Annotated in this window: 12 protein-coding genes and 1 pseudogene; 7 read left to right on the forward strand and 6 right to left on the reverse strand. The window is 74.7% G+C overall.

The features are described from left to right. Both ABZS66_RS53795 and ABZS66_RS53800 read right to left on the reverse strand, forming a co-directional pair. A partial coding sequence (locus tag ABZS66_RS53795; protein WP_354771405.1) for an FtsX-like permease family protein occupies positions 1 to 1,131 on the reverse strand: 1,131 nt, incomplete at its 3' end. A gap of 83 nt (positions 1,132 to 1,214) precedes the next feature. Beyond that, entirely contained in the window at positions 1,215 to 3,365 is a 2,151-nt protein-coding gene (locus ABZS66_RS53800) for a glycoside hydrolase family 3 C-terminal domain-containing protein (RefSeq protein WP_354771383.1), read from the reverse strand. A 43-nt stretch (positions 3,366 to 3,408) separates the two neighbouring features. Between ABZS66_RS53800 and ABZS66_RS53805 the strand changes: the two genes are divergently transcribed. Beyond that, on the forward strand, positions 3,409 to 4,011 hold the full coding sequence (locus ABZS66_RS53805; protein WP_354771385.1) for a TetR/AcrR family transcriptional regulator: 603 nt from the start codon (positions 3,409 to 3,411) through the stop codon (positions 4,009 to 4,011). On the opposite strand, the gene ABZS66_RS53810 is transcribed toward ABZS66_RS53805, so the two are convergent. Further along, positions 3,965 to 5,140: an MFS transporter gene (locus tag ABZS66_RS53810; protein WP_354771387.1), complete on the reverse strand. Its 1,176-nt coding sequence runs from the start codon at positions 5,138 to 5,140 to the stop codon at positions 3,965 to 3,967. The two genes, ABZS66_RS53805 and ABZS66_RS53810, sit on opposite strands and share 47 nt — an antisense overlap. Further along, positions 5,137 to 6,570 carry a bis-aminopropyl spermidine synthase family protein gene (locus tag ABZS66_RS53815; protein ID WP_354771389.1) on the reverse strand — a complete coding sequence of 478 codons (1,434 nt, stop codon included), beginning with the start codon at positions 6,568 to 6,570 and terminating at the stop codon, positions 5,137 to 5,139. The genes ABZS66_RS53810 and ABZS66_RS53815 overlap by 4 nt, the downstream gene beginning before the upstream one ends. 348 nt (positions 6,571 to 6,918) lie before the next feature. Here ABZS66_RS53815 and ABZS66_RS53820 point away from each other — a divergent pair, with 348 nt between their 5' ends. Together ABZS66_RS53820 and ABZS66_RS53825 are read left to right on the forward strand one after the other, a co-directional pair. Beyond that, positions 6,919 to 8,982, forward strand: a complete 2,064-nt coding sequence (locus ABZS66_RS53820; RefSeq protein WP_354771391.1) for a M4 family metallopeptidase — start codon at positions 6,919 to 6,921, stop codon at positions 8,980 to 8,982. A gap of 160 nt (positions 8,983 to 9,142) precedes the next feature. Continuing rightward, positions 9,143 to 9,466, forward strand: a complete 324-nt coding sequence (locus ABZS66_RS53825; RefSeq protein ID WP_354771393.1) for a YciI family protein — start codon at positions 9,143 to 9,145, stop codon at positions 9,464 to 9,466. A gap of 24 nt (positions 9,467 to 9,490) precedes the next feature. On the opposite strand, the gene ABZS66_RS53830 is transcribed toward ABZS66_RS53825, so the two are convergent. Continuing rightward, positions 9,491 to 10,807: a hypothetical protein gene (locus tag ABZS66_RS53830; protein WP_354771395.1), complete on the reverse strand. Its 1,317-nt coding sequence runs from the start codon at positions 10,805 to 10,807 to the stop codon at positions 9,491 to 9,493. A gap of 68 nt (positions 10,808 to 10,875) precedes the next feature. Here ABZS66_RS53830 and ABZS66_RS53835 point away from each other — a divergent pair, with 68 nt between their 5' ends. The 3 genes from ABZS66_RS53835 to ABZS66_RS53845 are packed head-to-tail and all read left to right on the forward strand — an operon-like array spanning position 10,876 to position 13,666. Next, a complete protein-coding gene (locus ABZS66_RS53835) occupies positions 10,876 to 11,796 on the forward strand; it encodes a MerR family transcriptional regulator (protein ID WP_354771397.1) in 921 nt (306 codons plus the stop codon). Between the two features lie 43 nt (positions 11,797 to 11,839). After that, a complete protein-coding gene (locus ABZS66_RS53840) occupies positions 11,840 to 12,850 on the forward strand; it encodes a nitronate monooxygenase (RefSeq protein WP_354771399.1) in 1,011 nt (336 codons plus the stop codon). A 36-nt stretch (positions 12,851 to 12,886) separates the two neighbouring features. Then, the gene (locus ABZS66_RS53845) at positions 12,887 to 13,666 is read left to right on the forward strand and encodes a hypothetical protein (protein ID WP_354771401.1); all 780 of its coding nucleotides are present in this window, start codon (positions 12,887 to 12,889) and stop codon (positions 13,664 to 13,666) included. A 3-nt stretch (positions 13,667 to 13,669) separates the two neighbouring features. Here the strand turns inward: ABZS66_RS53845 and ABZS66_RS53850 are convergent, their stop codons facing one another. Beyond that, the gene (locus ABZS66_RS53850) at positions 13,670 to 15,094 is read right to left on the reverse strand and encodes a GAF domain-containing protein (RefSeq protein ID WP_354771403.1); all 1,425 of its coding nucleotides are present in this window, start codon (positions 15,092 to 15,094) and stop codon (positions 13,670 to 13,672) included. Positions 15,095 to 15,304: 210 nt separating this feature from the next. On the opposite strand from ABZS66_RS53850, the pseudogene ABZS66_RS53855 reads away from it, so the two are divergent. Further along, a pseudogene (locus tag ABZS66_RS53855) lies at positions 15,305 to 15,809 on the forward strand (hypothetical protein); the annotation flags it as partial.

Genomic DNA, 15,809 nt, shown 5'->3' on the forward strand with positions numbered 1-15,809 from the left:
AGCTGAAGTACCACGTGCAGACCTCCGGCCGGTCGCTGCACGCGCAGGAGATGGAGGCTCGCCGGCCGGCAGGCGCACTGCGCGCCAGGTGCCCGTCAGCGCCGCGACGGCCGCGACGAGCAGCACGACGGCGGCGACCGCCGGGGCGGCGAGCAGGCCGGCGCGGAACGGGAAGTCGGGCGGGACGACGCCGCGGTCGAGCAGCCCGGCCCGCACCCAGCGGGCGGCCAGCCAGCCCAGCGGCAGGCCGAGGACGAGGGCGACGACGCCGAGCGCGAGCACCTCGGCGAGGACCAGCCGGCGGACCTGGCCGCGGGTGGCGGCGACGGAGCGCAGCAGGGTCAGCTCGCGGCGGCGCTGCCGGACGGCGAGGCCGACGGTGGCGGCGACGACGAACCCGACGAGCAGCACCACGTAGCCGCCGAAGGCCGCGCCGATCTCGACGAGCAGCGCCGCGGCCCGGGCGCCGGCGGGGTGCTCGACCCGCCCGCGGTCGGCGCCGCGGAGCACCGGGAACTCGCCGGCGGCCCGGTGCAGCTCGGCGGGGTCGAAGTGGCCGGACACGACGAGGGCGTCGGCCCGGCCGGGGCGCGGGTTGAGGGCGAGCGCGTGGGCGGGCGCGAAGTACACGCCGGGGCCGTCGGCGACGCGGCCCACCCGATAGTGCCGGGAGACCCCACCCACCCACAGCTCGACCGTGCCGCCGGGAGGCGGGCCGCCGGACAGGGCGACCTCGTCGTCGGCCAGGGGTGCGGCGCCGAGCCACGTGTGGCCGGACGTCGGCACGCCGCCGGCGACGACCGGAATCGTCACGTCGGGGACGACCGCCGTGACACCCGGCACCGAACGGAGCCGGTCGGCCAGGGACAGCGGCACCGTGCCGCCCTCGGGCAGTCCGACGGTGGACGTCGTCTGCGTGCCGTCGAGGTCGGTGCCGATCACCGTCAGGTCGGGGCGGGCGACGACCGCGTCGGCCGCCGCGTAGCGGACCGGCGCGGGCGAGAACCGCAGCCCCGACTCGACGAGCGAGCCCATGGCGAGCAGGATCGCGACGCCCGCCGTGAGCGCGACCAGGGTGGCCACGGCGGTGCCGGGACGGTGCCGCAGGGAGCGCAGCGCGAGGCGAGTCATCACGCCTTCGACGCTAGGAAACCCCGCGGCCCCGGACCATCCAGCCAGGTAGAGCTTTGACGGTATAGCAGGCGCTACCTTCGTCAGGGGTTCGCGGCCTCCACCAGCTTCGCCAGGTTGTCCCCGGCGAGCCGCTCTCCCATGAACGCCGCGAGGCGGGACAGCGGGAGGCTCGCCATGAGCGCGAACATCTCCGGGTCGGCGACCAGTCCGCCCCCGCTCTCCGTGGCGATGGCCGCGAACGCCTCGCCGAGCACCGCGGCGCCCTGCGGGTCCGCGAACCACTCGCCGAGCGTGGACTCCGGCGTCAGCGGCCGCCGCTCGTCGTCGCCGTCGAGCACCAGAGAGGCGGAGGCGTGGAGGTCACGCGACGAGGAGCCGACGGAGAAGGAATAGTCCCCGGGCTCGACAACCCAGCGGCCCAGGTCGACGTCCCAGTACGCCAGGTCCTCGAACGGCACGAACAGCGAGACCTCGGCCGCCGTGCCGGCCGCGATGAACACGTTCTCGAAGGCGCGAAGCTCCCGTGGCGCGCGGCGGACCCGGGACGCGGGCTTCCCGCAGTACACCTGGACCACCTCGCGGCCGTCCCGCGAACCGGTGTTGGTGACGGTGATCCGCACCGATACCCCGCCATCGACCACAGCCACTGACGCCGGGCCGTAGGAGAACGTGGTGTAGGACAGGCCGAAGCCGAACGGGTACGCGACCGCCTGCTCCCGCGCGTCGAAGGCGCGGTAGCCGACGTGGACGCCCTCGCCGTACCGGACGTGGCCCTGCTCCCCCGGCCAGTCCAGGAACGCCGGATGGTCGGACAGGCGCAGCGGGATCGTCTCGGCGAGCCGGCCCGACGGGTTGACCCGGCCGAACAGCACGTCCGCGATCGCGCCGCCGCCGGCCTGCCCGAGCAGCCAGCCCTCGACGAGCGCGGGCACGGCGGCGTCCCACGGCGTGGTGCGCACGACGGCGCCGTTGGACAGCACGACGACGGTACGCGGGTTGGCCGCCGCGACCCGGGTGATGAGCTCGACGTGCGCGGCCGGCAGGTCCCACGACTCGCGGTCCGCGCCCTCGGTCTCCCGCTCGGTGCCGGCGAACACGACCGCCACCGACGCCTCCCGGGCGAGCGCGACGGCCGCCTCGATGTCGTCGTAGCCCGGCGCGAACGTGACGGGCCCGCCGGCCAGGGCAGTGATCTCGGCGAGCGCGGTGTCGAGCCGGGTCGGGTTGATCTGCGAGCTGCCGCCTCCCTGGTACCGCGGCGTCCGCGCCTGCTCGCCGACGACCGCGATCGACGCGTCGGGGGCCAGCGGCAGCACCCCGCCGTCGTTCTTCAGCAGCACGATGCCCCGCCCGGCGACCTCGCGGGCGAGCGCGTGGTGGGCGTCGGCGTCGTACGAATACGAACCGCGGGCGGCCGCGGCCCGGCGCACGAGCGCCGCGACCCGTGCGGCGGCCGCGTCGAGCTCGGGCGACCCGCCGGTGGCGACGAGTGCCCGGTCGCCGGCCGGGTCGGGGCCCGGCATCGTGAGGTCGAGGCCGGCCCGGACGGCGGCGACCCGGTCGACGACCGCGCCCCAGTCCGACACGACGACACCCTCGTAGCCCCACTCGTCGCGCAGCACCTCGGTGAGCAGCCAGGGGTGCTGGGAGGCGTGGACGCCGTTGATCCGGTTGTACGAGCACATGACGGTCCACGGGCGCGCCTGCTGGACGACCCGCTGGAACGCGCGCAGGTACAGCTCGCGCAGCGTCCGCTCGTCGACGTCGGCGCTGACCCGCATCCGGTCGGTCTCCTGGCTGTTGATCGCGAAGTGCTTCAGCGACGCGCCGACCTCGCGGCTCTGCAGGCCGCGCACCCACTCGACGGCGAGCACACCGGTGAGCAGCGGGTCCTCGGAGAGGTACTCGAAGTTGCGCCCGCCCAGCGGGTGCCGCTTGAGGTTGATGCCGGGCCCGAGCAGCACCGACACGTCCATGGCCCGGGACTCGTCGCCGAGCGCCTCGCCGACGCGGCGGGCGAGCGCGGGGTCCCAGGTCGAGCCGAGCGCGACGGCCGGCGGGAAGCAGGTCGACGCCTCGCTGGCCAGGATGCCCAGGTGGTCGGCGCCGGCGAGCTGCTTGCGCACGCCGTGCGGGCCGTCGGTGAGCATGACGTCCGGCAGGCCGGCGACCGCCTTGGTCCGCCAGAAGCTCTCGCCGCTGGTGAGCGCGGCCTTCTCCTCGAGGTCCACCGGCACTCCTTACCTAGTACTTAGTAGGTAGTAAGATAGCCGGGTGGCGGTTGGACCGGCAAGAGGCACGCGGCGCGAGCGGTCCCGGCTGCCGGCGGCGCAGCGGCGGGAGCAGATCATCGCGGCGACCACCGCGCTGGTCGCCGAGCGCGGGTTCTGGGGCCTGTCGATGCAGGACGTCGCCGACGACTGCGGGCTCACCGTGCCCGGGCTGCTGCACCACGTCGGGTCGAAGGACGGGCTGCTGGTCGCGGTGCTGGAGCACCGCGACGCCGAGGACGTGCGCTCTCTCGAGGCGGCGCTGGGTGTACCGCGTGAGGCCGCCAGCCTGCGCGAGCTGTGCGCCGCGCTGGTGCGCCGCAACGCCGCCCAGCCGGAGATCGTGCGGCTGTTCACAGTGCTCGCGGCCGAGTCGCTCGCCCCCGACCATCCGGCCCACGACTACTTCGTCGCCCGCCAGCGCACCGTGCTCGTCGGGCTCGCCACCGCGGCCAAGGGCACCTGCCCGGACCCCGACGCCCTGGCCCGGCTGGTCATGGCCACGATGGACGGCCTGCAGCTGGTGTGGCTGCGCGACCCGGGCACGTACGACCTGGTCGCTATGTGGGAGGAGGCGGCGGCGGCACTCTTCGGCGCATCGGCGTGAACAGCGCCGCCAGCGCCGTCAGCGTGACCGCGGCGCCGCCGCAGGCCAGGGTCGCCGCGACGCCCCACCGCCCGGCCGCCGTGGTGAGCACGGCAGCGCCGAGCGGCGCGAGGGTCAGCTGGAGCGTCCAGAACGCGGCGGTGACCCGCCCGAGCAGGTGGGACGGGGTCACCTCCTGGCGCAGCGACATCGACGCGATGCCGGCCACCCCGGAGCAGAGCAGCACGGCCGCGGCAAGGACCGCGATCGCCACCACCGACCGGCTGAACCCGACCGCCGCCACCAGCAGCCCGGCAAGGGTGTAGGCGCCGATCCACAGCGGCCCGAAGCCGGCCCGGCGGCGCAGCCACGCCACGGCCATCGACGCGACCAGGGAGCCGACGACGGCCGCGGTCATGACGGTACCGACGACGCCGTCGGGCTGCCCGAGGTCGTGCGTGAGGTGGTAGATGACGACGTCGTCGAGCGCGCTCGTCACCGCCAGCACGACGGTGAGCAGCACGGTCAGCGGCAGGAGCAGGGGATGCCGCCGGATGAACCGGACCCCGGCCGCGAGCCCGCCCTCGGTGGCGACCGGCTCGACCGGCCGCACCCGCACGAACGACAGCAGGGCCGCCGACAGCGCGAACGTGCCGGCATCGACGGCGATCGCCACCGCCGGGCTCGTCGCGCCGGACAGCAGGCCCGCGACCGCCGGCCCGGCCAGGGCGGCAACCGCGTAGGCGCTGTAGAGCCGGCCGTTGGCCTCGGTGATCTTCTCCAGGGGAACCAGCCCCGGCACCACGGTCACGTACGTGACCTGGAAGACCATCGAGAACACCGCGGCGAGCGGCACCGCCGTCATGACCAGCCACAGGTGGTCGCCGCCGAGCGCGACGGCGCCGAAGAGCAGGCAGCGGGCGACGTCGCAGAGCCGCAGCAGCAGCCGGCGGTCGAAGCGGTCGGCGAGCGGCCCGGCGACGATCCCGGTGAGCAGCGTGGCCAGGGCGCCCAGCGCGGTCACCGCGCCGACCTGGGCGACCGTCCCGCCGCCGCGCAGGATCAGCAGCGGGATCGCGACGAGCGCGACCGCGTCCCCGAACGCCGAGAGGGTCTGGGCGGACAGGAACGCCGCGAAACCGCGGCTCATCCCAGCGTTTGCAGCAGCTGTCGTACCGCGGGTCGCGGCAGATCGAGCAGCCGCGCGTCCAGGTGTGCGGGCCGGGCGACGAGGCCGGCCGCCCGCGCCCGCGCCTCGTTCCTGGTGAGGTTGCCGCCGCTACCTTTGACGAGCGCCTCGGAAAGCACGTTGCCGATCTTGCCATGGGCGTGCGTGAGCAGCCACCCCGCCGCGCCGCCGGCACCGGCCTCGGCGCTCGCCTCGACGATCGCGTGCTGCGGATCCGGAGTGCTTCGGCGGTACCGCAGCGCGTACTTCCCGGCGACCAGCTCCCGCAGCGCGGCCTGCCCAGCGGCGTCGGCCAGGTCGGGGTGCCGGTTCGGCACGAGCAGCGTGAGCCGCTCGGCGTTCACCGCCAGCAGCGCCCGCAGCAGCCACGGCCCGGGGTCGCCGGTGAGGTCGACGTCGGCCCGGCTCGCCTTTGCGGTCGGCCCGCCGCCGAACAGCTCCGCCGGGGACTTCGCCGTGCGGCCTTCCAGGGATTGACTGCCGTGCGTGTAGATGTTGACGGCGGTGCGGGCGAGCCGCTTCTCCAGGGCCGGCCAGGTGCCCGCGGTCGGCCGGCACACGTAGAGGTCGCTCGCGCTGCCGACGGCCTGCGCCCCGTGGTACCGGTTGAAGGCCGGCAGGATCGCCTCGATCGCCAGGTCGAGGTCGAGCACGGCGCGCTGCACCTTGAGACCGAGGGCCGGGGTCAGCGGGCTGAAGCCGTAGGCCATGACGAGCCGCCCGTTGGCCCGGTCGCCGAGCGCCTGCGCACCCCGGCCGAGGAACAGCTGCACGCCCTCGGGCGTGTACGGCGGGTCGGTGAACACCAGGTCGGCGCTGCCCGCGACCACCGGCGGCAGGCCGAAGCGCAGGTCGGCGTGCCAGCACTCGATGCCCGGGTCGCGGGCGGCGATGTACTCCAGCAGCCGGTCGTCGACGTCGACCACCGTCACCCGCAGGCCCGGGTTGACCTGGCGGACGGCGAGCGAGGTGAGGTCGTGGTCGCCGACGCAGACCAGGTGGGCGCCGGTCAGGTCGAACGTCTCGTCGAGCCACACCGCCCGGCGGGCCGCCGTGTCCGCGGTCGCCGAGACGTGGTCGAGGGCCCGGTCGGCGACCGGCGCGCCCGCGATGAGCCCGGCCATGTCCGGGGCCGGCCGCGGCCGGTGCAGGCCGTCGAGGTCCAGGCGGTCGCGGTACGACGCCGGGAGCACCCCGTCGTGGAGGTCGGGCCCCGCCGCCCGCAGCAGCGCCTCGACCGTCCGGCGGGGCACCGCGAAGTCGCGGACGAGGTCGTCGAGGGACGGTGCCGGGGGCTCGGTCAACCGGGCGACGACCTGACGGAGCCGGCGCGCGCCGACCCCGGACTCGGCGACGAGCGCGGCCACGGCATCGATCGGTTCGGAACCCACGATCGATCAACCTACCCCACCGAACCACCCCATCGGCCGAGTTAAAAGTTAACGACGCGTAGTCGCCGGACCGGGTCCAGATCTACGGAGCGCGAGATTTCGGGGATGTTTCCACCCCCGAAGTACAGGGTGGGGGCGAGGGTGGCCAGCGGGTATCGACCCTTGTCCAACTCTTCCCGGATGTGTGATCGTCCTGGCATCGCCATAAGTCGATGAGTTAGGCCGGTCGAATCGGCGCGCACGCCGACCGGCCACCTCTCGGCTTCCGCGTGTCGGTATTGGTTCCGGCGCACCCGTCACCCAAGACATTCCCCGGTGGTGTGCGTCGTTGCTGGAAAGAAGGCACCCTTGAAGTTCACCCCACGGTTCGCTACAGCGGCCGGCGTGTTCGCGGTCGGGCTGGTCACCGCCGGCACCGCCGCGGCAGTGCAAGCCTCGCCCCCAGTACCAGGGCCGGAAAGCGTTGCGGTGGCCGATGCCGTCGCCGCGCAGAAGGCCGACAGCTTCGTCGCGTCCAAGCCCAGCGCCCTCCACCCGAGCTCCGACGACGCCTACGTGCAGCGGTCGGTCACCGCGTCGGGCAGCGCGAAGTACATCGCGTACGAGCGCACCTACAAGGGCATCCCCGTGGTCGGCGGCGACTTCGTCGTGGTCACCGACCAGGCGGGCGCGACGAAGTACACCTCCGTCGCGCAGACCCAGGCGATCGGCAACATCTCCACGACCGCCAAGCTGAGCAAGGCGGAGGCCGAAGCGGTCGCCGTCAAGCAGCTCAGCAAGGTCAACCAGGTCGAGAGCACGAAGCTGGTGGTGTTCGCGCTGAACGGCGCGCCCCGCCTGGCGTACGAGACCACGCTGAACGGCACCGGCGCGGACGGCGCCAGCCGGCTCGTCGTGGACGTCGACGCGATCACCGGCACCGTCCTCGACAAGGTCGAGAAGGTCATGAAGGGCACCGGCACCGGCTGGATCGTCGGCGGCGTCACCATCAACACGACGCTCTCCGGCAGCACCTACCGCATGCAGGACCCCAGCATGTCCACGCTGACCTGCCAGGACGCCGCGACCAACACCACCTTCTCCGGCACCGACGACGTCTGGGGCAACGGCACCGGCACCAACAAGGAGACCGGCTGCGTCGACGCGCTCTACGCGGCGCAGAAGGAAGCCCAGATGCTCTCGTCGTGGCTGGGCCGCACCGGCTTCAGCAGCAGCGGCGGCGCCTGGCCGATCCGGGTCGGCCTGAACGACCAGAACGCCTACTACGACGGCTCCCAGGTCCAGATCGGCAAGAACACGGCCGGTCAGTGGATCAGCTCGCTCGACGTGGTCGCCCACGAGCTCGGCCACGGCATCGACGACAACACCCCCGGCGGCATCTCGCGCTCGGGCACGCAGGAGTTCGTCGCGGACACGTTCGGCGCGGCCACCGAGTTCTTCGCCAACAACCCGAACGACCCGCCGGACTACCAGGTCGGCGAGGAGATCAACCTGGTCGGCAGCGGCCCGATCCGGTACATGTACAACCCGTCGCTGGCCGGCGACCCGAACTGCTACTCCAGCAGCATCCCGTCGACCGAGGTCCACGCCGCGGCCGGCCCCGGCAACCACTGGTTCTACCTGCTCGCGCAGGGCAGCGCCGGCGGTGGCGGCCAGCCGTCCAGCTCGACCTGCAACAGCTCGACGGTCACCGGCATCGGCATCCAGAAGGCCATCAAGATCATGTACAACGCGATGCTGATGAAGACCACGACGTCGTCGTACCTGAAGTACCGCACCTGGACGCTGACCGCGGCGAAGAACCTGTACCCGGGCAGCTGCACCGAGTTCAACACGGTCAAGGCCGCGTGGGACGCCGTCAGCGTGCCGGCGCAGTCGGGCGACCCGACCTGCACCGGCGGCACCACGCCGCCCACCAGCACCCCGCCGACCAGCACCCCGCCGCCCACCGGCGGCTGCTCCGGCCAGAAGCTGCTCAACCCGGGCTTCGAGTCGGGCACGGCGAACTGGACCGGCACCACCGGCACCATCGGCCAGTGGGCCAGCCAGGGCCAGGCCGCGCACGGCGGCACCTACAGCTCGTGGCTCGACGGCTACGGCTCGACCCACACCGAGTCGATCGCGCAGTCGGTGACCATCCCCGCCGGGTGCAGCGCGACACTGAGCTTCTACGTGCACATCGACTCGGCCGAGACGACGACGACCGTCGCGTACGACAAGCTGACCATCACGGCCGGCTCGACGACGCTGGCGACGCTGTCGAACCTCAACAAGGCGTCGGGCTACCAGCTGAAGACCTACAGCCTCAGCGCCTTCGCCGGCCAGACGATCAGCATCAAGTGGACGGGCACCGAGGACTCCTCGCTGCAGACGTCGTTCGTCATCGACGACACGTCCGTCACGCTCAGCTAGTCGCTCACTGATCGCAGGGGCCCGGGCCGCGCGCCGCCCGGGCCCTCCTGCTGTCTCCAGAAATATCCTTGAGGCGCTGTCGGATCGGGGCAGACGTGTTCGTAGCAGGGGTGAGCGGCCGCCCACGCGGGGCGGCCCGAACCACAGGAGATGGTCCACGATGCAGTACCTGGTTTCCGTGATCTTCGACGCGGCCAGCCTCGCCACCCCGGAGGAGATGGCCGCCATCGACGTGTTCAACGACCGGCTCCAGGCGGACGGGCACTGGGTCTTCGCCGGGGGCCTCGCGGCACCCGAATCGGCCACCGTCATCGACAACCGCGGCGAGGAGGCGATCTTCACCGACGGGCCCTTCGTGGAGTCGAAGGAGTTCCTCGCCGGCTTCTGGGTCATGGAGGCCCCCGATCTCGACGTGGCGCTCAAGCTCGCCGCCGAGGGGTCGAAGGCCTGCAACCGGAAGGTCGAGGTCCGGCCGTTCCGCTGAGCCGGACCGACGTCCGGCCAGCGGTCAGCCGGCGAAGACGCGCACCGCGTCGAAGCCGCGGACGGCGACGCGGCGCTGCGTGACGGCGATCGACGCGGTGAGGATCCCGCGGTCGCCGGGGTTCGGCCGGGGTACCAGCGGGCTGTCCGGCAGCGGGAGACGCCACACGACCGTCCCCGGTGCGGGCGTCGACACGCACACCAGCTCGGTGGCGCCGGCCAGCAGCAGGTGGACGTCGTCGACGTACGCGATCGCCGGCGGCTCGTTGCCGGCGTCGAGGTCGAGGGGTACCGGCTCGTCGCGGTAGGGGCGCTGCCCGTCCAGCCGGATCCGTTCCAGGCGGCAGCGCCGCGCGGCGTCGACGGCCACCGCGAAGACGGTCGCGGGTCCCGCGGCGATCGAGACGACCCTGCCGTCCACCGGGCACCGCCAGCGCTCGTGCCCGCCGTCCACGTCGTAGCCGACCAGGTCCTCGCCGGGCGGTGGATGCTCGCGTTCCCAGGCCCGGGCCAGGTCGTCGAAGTCGACCCGGTCGGGGTCCAGGTCGAGCTCCACCGCCCGGTCGACGATCGCCTCCTCGCGCGCCGCGGCCGCGGCGAGCCGGCGCACGCGGTCGACCAGCACCAGCGAGTCGCCCACCACCGCGCCGAACGAGCGGGCCCGCTCCGCGAAGTCCGGGGCCGGCGGCAGCCGCCACCGCTCGGTGCCGTCCGCGACCGCCCGGCCGACGATCACGCCACCGGCCCCGGGCCGCTCGGGCCCGGTCTCGGTGACGGCGACGTCCCCGGCCACGGCGAGGACCCGCTCCGGCGCCTCCCAGCGGACCGCTCCGGTCGCGAGGTCCCGGCACTGCAGGTGCCACGACCTGACCCGGTACGCCCAGGACGCGAGGTACCCGCCGGCGCCCACCACGAGCGGCTCCTGCCAGAGCTTGACGCTGCCGTCGGCGCCGAACACCTCCAGCTCGACCTCGCGGCCCGCGGCGAGATCGTCCGCGCGCAGGATCCGCCCGTCCGCGTCGATCAGGTACACCGTGAGCGACTCGTCCCAGCGGTACACGGGCAGCAGGATGCGGTTGTCCGGCAGCGGGCGCGGCAGGCCCACCTGGCTGCCCTCCGCGCCCCGCTCCGCGAGCGGCACCGACACCCGGAACCGCTCCGCCGCCGCGACGACGTCGAGCGCGACCAGGGCGACCAGGGCCGCGCCGGCGGGCCCGCCCGCGGCGAGCACCAGGTCCCCGCCGACCGCCGGCGGCAGGTACGACTCGTGCCACGCGTCCGGCACCGGCACTGTCGCCACCAGCACCGGCCGCCGCGGCGGGCAGGACCCGGGAGCCCACATGCCCGCACCGTAACAGCCGACCGCGATCCGCTTGAGGTTCCAGCGGGTGGAACCTGCAGGCTTGGTCCGTGGATCGCCAATCGCAGCTCTACACGGTCGGGCAGCTCGCGCAGTGCGCCGGTGTGCCGGCGCGGACCGTCCGGTTCTGGTCGGACCGGGGCGTGTTGCCGCCGGTCGGCCGGTCCGGCGGTGGGTACCGGCTCTACGACGCGGTGGCCGTCGCCCGGCTGGAGCTCATCCGGACGCTGCGTGACCTGGGCCTCGGGCTCGATGCCGTCGAAGCGCTGCTGGCCAGGCAGGTGACGCCGGCCGAGCTCGCCGCGGCGCACGTCAAGGCGCTCGATGCGGAGATCCGCACGCTGCAGGTGCGGCGCGCGGTCCTGCAGACCGTTGCCCGCCGTCGGAGCACGATTGAGGAGACGACCCTGTTGAACAGGCTCGCCAGACTGTCCGCCCAGGAGCGCCGGCGCATCATCGACGACTTCGTCGACCAGGCCCTCGACGGTGCGGTCGACCCCGACAGTGCCGTCGTCGCCGGCTGGATGCGTGAGCTGCCCGCCGGACTCGGCGACGACCCCACCGACGAGCAGGTCGACGCCTGGCTGGAGCTGGCCGAGCTGGTCGCCGACGCCGGCTTCCGGCAGAAGATCCGGGCCATGGCGCTGAGCGCCGCCGACGACCCTCGGGTGGAGTTCGGGCTGAACATCCGGCCGCTCGTCCGCACCCACGCCGGAGGCGCCGTCGAGCAGGGCGTCGCTCCCGGCTCCGCCGAAGGCCGCACGGCACTCGACCGGATCGTCCCGGCCGACCTGCCCGGCGACAAGGCCGCCGCGCTCGCCGCCTGGCTGGAGCTGGTGGCCGACGCCCGGATCGAGCGCTACTGGCAGCTCCTCGCCACGCTCAACGGCACCGATCCGGGGCCACCGGCCGTGCCCGCGTTCGCCTGGCTGCTCGCGGCCGTCCGCGCGCACCGGCTCCGCGCGGAATGAGGAGCTCATCCGCGCTGGAGGCCGCCGTGGCTAGGCTCGAGGCGTGACGGTCTTCGACGACATCTCCCTGCCGCTGGTCGCGGCGCCGATGGCCGGCGGGGCGACGACGCCCGCGCTGGTGACCGCGGCGGCCCGGGCCGGCGCGCTGGGGTTCCTGGCCGCCGGCTACCGCACGCCCGAGGACCTCGCCGCGCAGATCGCCGCCGTGCGCGGTGTCCCGTTCGGGGTCAACGTGTTCGCGCCCAACCCGGTGCCGGTCGACCGGGCCGCCTTCCGGCGGTACGCCGCGTCGCTGGCCCCCGAGGCCGAGGCGCTCGGGCTCGACCTCACCGGCGCCGAGCCGGTCGAGGACGACGACCACTGGGCGGCCAAGGTCGACCTGCTGCTCGCCGATCCGGTGCCGGTGGTGAGCTTCACGTTCGGGCTGCCGCCGGCCGGGCTGGTGGCGTCGCTGCGCCGGGCCGGGACCGCCGTCGTGCAGACCGTCACCAGCCTGGCCGAGGCGCGGGCGGCGGCCGGCCTGGGTGTGGACGCCCTCGTCGTGCAGTCCTTCGCGGCCGGCGCGCACTCCGGGACGCTGACGCCGGGTGCGGCGATTCCAGAGGTACCGCTGCCGGATCTTGTCTCTGGAATCCGGGCCGGCGTGTCCCTCCCGATCGTCGCCGCGGGTGGCCTGGGAACGGCCGCCGACGTGGCGCGGGTGCTCGCGGCCGGCGCCTCCGCCGCGATGGTCGGCACGGTGCTGCTGCGGTCCCCGGAGAGCGGTGCGTCCGCGCCGCACCGGGCGGCCCTGGCCGACCCGGCGCGCACCGGGACCGTCCTGACCCGGGCGTTCACCGGGCGGCCGGCCCGCGGGCTGCGCAACGGGTTCATCGAGCGGCACGACGCCGAGGCCCCGAGCGGCTACCCGGCGGTCCACCACCTGACCGCGCCGCTGCGCCGCGCGGCGGCCGCGGCCGGCGACGCGGACCGGCTGCACCTGTGGGCCGGCACCGGGTACCGCCACGCGACCGCCGACCCGGTGGCGACGATCCTCGCCCGCCTGGCGCCGTAGCCGCTTGTTTGCCTCCCGGGAGCACAATCGACGGCTGTGAGCGGTTGGACCGCGGCCCTGCTGATCGCCGACGCCGTCGTCGTGGTCCTGACCTGGCGGGCCCACCCGGCCGGCAGCATGGCGCGCTCCCTCGGCCACGTCGGCGCCGGTGTCACCGGCGTGCTCGCCGCGGTGGTGGCGCTGCGCGCGACCGGCCTCGGTGCCTTCTTCACCGTGCTCGGCCTCGCGGTCGCGGTGCTCGCCGGGTTCGGCGTCGCGCCCGCGCTGCGGGCCGCCGGCGACCCCGGGCGCACGGTCCTGGAGCAGCGGCGGGGCACGTGGCCGGTCGCGATCCCCGTGCTGCTGGTGTTCTTCTGTGTCGTACTGGTGCCGTCGTCGTGCCGGCCGAAGCAGACCCAGGAGCAGGCCGACAGCGACCGGTTCGGCGTCAAGGTCGACCGGCACGTGCTCGACGTGCCGGTGAAGGTGCTCACGCGCGTGCCGGCGATCGCCGACGCGGGCGTGACCGACGCGGCGGCGGTGCCGGTCGAGCGGCACGCGTTCGCCGGGTCGGTGCTGACCCTGCTGGTCGCGCACAACCTGACCTGCCTGCCGGCGGTGGTGCTGCTCGCCGCGGACGACGGCCTGGCGGTGCTGGTGGCCGTCGCGCCGACGGTGGCGACCCCGAGGACGCGGCTCGACCCGTGCCGGTCCGACCCGGCCTACGCGTTCGCCGGATACAGCGTCATCGAGGTGTCCCTCCCCGGCGGCCTGCCCACGGGCCCGGTCCGCGACACCGGCGTGACCCCACCCCGCGCGGTACCCGGACCGCCGTAGCGCCTAACCGACCCGGTGCAGCAGGTGCGTCGCGAGCCGGCGGCCGTGGCGCAGCCGGGCCCAGCTCGCCTGGCCGGCCGCCTGGAGGTCGGCGGCGGCGAGCAGGAGGCTGACCGTGAACGGCTCCAGGATGTCGACGTCGACGACCCGGCGCAGCAGGCGCTCGTGGGTGGCGTGGTCGCCGGGGTCGGCGGCGAGCAGCAGCGTGGCCAGGTCCCGGCCGGGCAGGTGGTGCCCGGACCGGCCGAAGCCGGTCAGCCCGACCCGGCCCGACGGCAGCCGGCGGGCGGCGGCCGGCGTGAGGCTGCCGTGCGCGAACGTGCGGACCTGGTCGCACCGCCGCAGCAGGCGGCGCAGGCGGTGCGCCTCGTCGCCGGTCAGGCGGCCCTGCCGCTCGTGGCGGTCGACGATCCGGTCGTAGTCGACGTGCCAGTCGCGGCCGCGGTCGGTCGCCGGTGACCACGCCGACAGGGCCACGGCGGCGGCCTCGATCTCGGCGAAGCCGGTCGGGCCGACCGGCCGGCCGGCGTCGCCGGCGAGCACGAGCACGCCGTCGTTGTCGCTCCAGAGGTACGTGCCGACGGCGAACGGCCGCGGGGTCGGCCCGAACGCCACGTACGCGTCGACGGCGCGGGCGAACCGGGCCTGGGCCGCGGGCCGGTCGGCGACCAGCAGCCGGACCGTCACCGCCGTGCCGTGCAGGCGGCCGGACCAGGTGAGGTCGCCGTCGCGGACCTCGCCGCCGACCAGCTCGCCGAGGCGCAGCCCGGGCAGCATGGCGGCCGGCCGCCACAGCCGCCCGCCCGGCGCCGGCCGGTCGGGGGCGGGCACCACCAGTCGCAGCGCCGGCGCCGAGACCACGCGCGGGTGCGGCCGGCCGTTGGCGTGGGCGGCGGCCGAGCCACGGCGGCCGTCGAGGCGGGCCGCGCACAGCGCCGCGTAGTCGGCGACGCGGTCCAGCTCGTCCGGGGTCCACACGCGCGCCTCCTGGTCGATGACGCAGAACGAGCCGACGACCAGGCCGGTGCGGGTGCGGACGGGGGCGCCCGCGTACGACACGAGGCCGAGCTCGGTGACCGACCGGTTGTCGTGGACGAGCGGGTGGCGGCGGGCGTCGTCGAAGGTCATTGGCGCGCCCGCCCCGACGACGTACTGGCACAGCGACAGCGTCAGCGGGATCTCGCGGTCGGTCGCCAGCGGCTCGGGCAGCCCATGGGCGCCGACGAGCCGCTGGCGGTGCCGGCCGACCAGGGACAGGCTGGCGACCGGGGCCCGCAGCCGGGCGCACGCGTCCTCGGCCAGCCGCTCGCACCACGGGTCGGCGCCGAGCTCGGCGAGCCGGTCGACGGCCTCGAGCCGGGCCGTGTCCCGCACGACGCGGGCCGTGCGCACCGGATCCGGGACGGTCATCCCGGGCAGCAGACCCATCGGACCACCCCCTTCACTCCCACTTTGAGTATGGCGGTTACTGAGCGGAACGGATTTGTCCCTTCAGGTGAGCCGGGTCCGCCAACGGTGCCCCGAGAATGGACGCACGTCGCAACGCCCCGCCACGCGGCGGTGACAGCTGCACCGCAGGTAGCACGTGAACATCATTCGACTCGCCCCGTCCTGGCAGGTGACGGCCCGGAGGTGCTCATGGCGGCAACTGGAGGCGAACGCGCCCGGCCGGGCGTCACCCAGCGGGCGCGTGCCGGCAACTCGGCGCGCTGGGAGCCGGGGGCCCGCCACCGGCCGGGCCCGTCCGACCGGACCGGCGGCGCCCTGGGGGCCGGCTTCGGGCCGCCCGCGGTCGCCCACGTCCGCCGTCCCCGCCTGCACGCCGTGCTCGGCGACCACCGGCACCGGGTCGTGCTGGTCACCGCCCCGGCCGGCGCCGGCAAGACCGAGCTCGCGCGGGCCTGGTGCGCCGAACACCCTCCGGCCCGCTACCACGACGTCACGGCCGGCGCCGACCTGGCGCCGGCGGCCACGCTGGTGATCGACGGGGTCCACGCCGCCGGTGAGCCGCTCCTCGAGCACATCGCCGCGCTCGCCGCCACGCCCGGCGGCCCGCGGCTGATCGTGGCCGGCCGGTGGATCCCGGCACCGGCAACGGGGCCATCCCGCAGGCCGAGGACCCGCCGACGAGGAAGACCAGCGA

Origin of the sequence: Dactylosporangium sp. NPDC005572, from assembly GCF_040605515.1 — a bacterium.
GTDB lineage: Bacteria > Actinomycetota > Actinomycetes > Mycobacteriales > Micromonosporaceae > Dactylosporangium.

Bases quoted from the DNA above. Each gene is read 5' to 3' on its own strand.
- ABZS66_RS53810 (WP_354771387.1), bottom strand. From the start codon at position 5,140: ATGAGCCGCGGTTTCGCGGCGTTCCTGTCCGCCCAGACCCTCTCGGCG.
- ABZS66_RS53825 (WP_354771393.1), top strand. From the start codon at position 9,143: ATGCAGTACCTGGTTTCCGTGATCTTCGACGCGGCCAGCCTCGCCACC.
- ABZS66_RS53830 (WP_354771395.1), bottom strand. From the start codon at position 10,807: ATGTGGGCTCCCGGGTCCTGCCCGCCGCGGCGGCCGGTGCTGGTGGCG.
- ABZS66_RS53850 (WP_354771403.1), bottom strand. From the start codon at position 15,094: ATGGGTCTGCTGCCCGGGATGACCGTCCCGGATCCGGTGCGCACGGCC.